This window comes from Rhodococcus sp. IEGM 1318, from assembly GCF_033142465.1.
Taxonomy (GTDB): domain Bacteria; phylum Actinomycetota; class Actinomycetes; order Mycobacteriales; family Mycobacteriaceae; genus Rhodococcus_F; species Rhodococcus_F qingshengii_B.
Genome location: NZ_JAWLSC010000043.1, coordinates 1 through 2,766 on the forward strand (window position 1 = coordinate 1; position 2,766 = coordinate 2,766).

Genomic DNA, 2,766 nt, shown 5'->3' on the forward strand with positions numbered 1-2,766 from the left:
GTGTTCGGCGGTGTCCTACTCTCCCACACCCTGTCGAGTGCAGTACCATCGGCGCTGAAGGGCTTAGCTTCCGGGTTCGGAATGGGACCGGGCGTTTCCCCTTCGCTATGACCGCCGTAACTCTATGAAACTGTCACAGTAACCAACTTTTGATCACCTGGTTTCACCACCCGCTACCACCAATATGTGTTGGTGGTGGGGGATGGAGAAATCATGTTTCTCATCAGTATCTGTGTGTTGTTTCAGATACCGCACAGTGGACGCGTAGCTTCTTTGTGGTAAGTCCTCGGCCTATTAGTACCAGTCACCTGCATCCGTTACCGGACTTCCAGTTCTGGCCTATCAACCCGGTGGTCTGCCGGGGGCCTTACCCCCTCGAGGGGGTGAGAAACCTCATCTTGGAACAGGCTTCCCGCTTAGATGCTTTCAGCGGTTATCCCTTCCGAACGTAGCTAACCAGCGGTGCTCCTGGCGGAACAACTGGCACACCAGAGGTTCGTCCGTCCCGGTCCTCTCGTACTAGGGACAGCCTTCCTCAAGTTTCTAACGCGCGCGGCGGATAGAGACCGAACTGTCTCACGACGTTCTAAACCCAGCTCGCGTGCCGCTTTAATGGGCGAACAGCCCAACCCTTGGGACCTACTCCAGCCCCAGGATGCGACGAGCCGACATCGAGGTGCCAAACCATCCCGTCGATATGGACTCTTGGGGAAGATCAGCCTGTTATCCCCGGGGTACCTTTTATCCGTTGAGCGACACCGCTTCCACTTGCCGGTGCCGGATCACTAGTCCCGACTTTCGTCCCTGCTCGACCTGTCAGTCTCACAGTCAAGCTCCCTTGTGCACTTGCACTCGACACCTGATTGCCAACCAGGCTGAGGGAACCTTTGGGCGCCTCCGTTACATTTTGGGAGGCAACCGCCCCAGTTAAACTACCCACCAGGCACTGTCCCTGAACCAGATCATGGTCCGAGGTTAGAGGTCCAATTCGATCAGAGTGGTATTTCAACAACGACTCCACGATAACTGGCGTCACCGTTTCACAGTCTCCCACCTATCCTACACAAACCGAACCGAACACCAATACCAAGCTGTAGTGAAGGTCCCGGGGTCTTTTCGTCCTGCCGCGCGTAACGAGCATCTTTACTCGTAATGCAATTTCGCCGAGTCTACGGTTGAGACAGCTGAGAAGTCGTTACGCCATTCGTGCAGGTCGGAACTTACCCGACAAGGAATTTCGCTACCTTAGGATGGTTATAGTTACCACCGCCGTTTACTGGGGCTTAAATTCTCAGCTTCGCTCCGAAGAACTAACCGGTCCTCTTAACCTTCCAGCACCGGGCAGGCGTCAGTCCGTATACATCGTCTTACGACTTCGCACGGACCTGTGTTTTTAGTAAACAGTCGCTTCTCACTGGTCTCTGCGGCCCCACCCAGCTCAGACAGTAAATGTCGTCACCAGACAGGGCCCCCCTTCTCCCGAAGTTACGGGGGCATTTTGCCGAGTTCCTTAACCATAGTTATCTCGATCGCCTTAGTATTCTCTACCTGACCACCTGTGTCGGTTTGGGGTACGGGCCGTGTGAAAGCTCGCTAGAGGCTTTTCTCGGCAGCATAGGATCACTGAATTCGCCTCAATCGGCTACGCATCACGTCTCAGGCTTGTATGCGACCCGGATTTGCCTAGGTCACGCCCTACACGCTTACACCAGTATTACCACTGACTGGCTCAGCTACCTTCCTGCGTCACCCCATCGCTTGGCTACTACCAGATCAGGTCCCATGCATCCACCAACTCGAGACCCGAAGGTCTTCTCGTGGCTTCAGGATGGTTAGTATCACTGATTCACCATGGGCGCGTTCACACGGGTACGGGAATATCAACCCGTTGTCCATCGGCTACGCCTGTCGGCCTCGTCTTAGGTCCCGACTCACCCTGGGCGGATTAACCTGGCCCAGGAACCCTTGGTCATTCGGCGGACGAGTTTCTCACTCGTCTTTCGCTACTCATGCCTGCATTCTCACTCGTGTGGCCTCCACGGCTAGGTCACCCTGCCGCTTCCATGGCCACACGACGCTCCCCTACCCATCCACACACCTGCCCAACACTCCGCAGAGTGAAGGGGGGCTATTGTGTGAATGCCGCAGCTTCGGTGGTGTACTTGAGCCCCGCTACATTGTCGGCGCAGGATCACTTGACCAGTGAGCTATTACGCACTCTTTCAAGGGTGGCTGCTTCTAAGCCAACCTCCTGGTTGTCTTCGCGACCCCACATCCTTTTCCACTTAGTACACGCTTAGGGACCTTAGCTGGCGATCTGGGCTGTTTCCCTCTCGACTACGAACCTTATCGCCCGCAGTCTCACTGCCGCGCTCTCACTCACCGGCATTCGGAGTTTGGCTGATTTCGGTAAGCTTGTGGGCCCCCTAGACCATCCAGTAGCTCTACCTCCGGTGAGAAACACGCGACGCTGCACCTAAATGCATTTCGGGGAGAACCAGCTATCACGGAGTTTGATTGGCCTTTCACCCCTACCCACAACTCATCCCCTCAGTTTTCAACCTAAGTGGGTTCGGTCCTCCACGACGTCTTACCGTCGCTTCAACCTGGCCATGGGTAGATCACTCCGCTTCGGGTCTAGAGCATGCCACTACGATCGCCCTATTCGGACTCGCTTTCGCTACGGCTACCCCACACGGGTTAACCTCGCGACATGCCACTAACTCGCAGGCTCATTCTTCAAAAGGCACGCCATCACCCCCAACA

At 55.6% G+C, this 2,766-nt stretch carries 2 rRNA genes (1 of these 2 only partly in view); both read right to left on the bottom strand.

The window, feature by feature from the left end:
• Positions 1–2: 2 nt before the first annotated feature.
• A 5S ribosomal RNA gene (gene rrf / locus R4P65_RS32875) occupies positions 3–119 on the bottom strand.
• A gap of 155 nt (positions 120–274) precedes the next feature.
• Positions 275–2,766 (bottom strand): 23S ribosomal RNA (locus R4P65_RS32880); it runs 165 nt beyond the window's last position.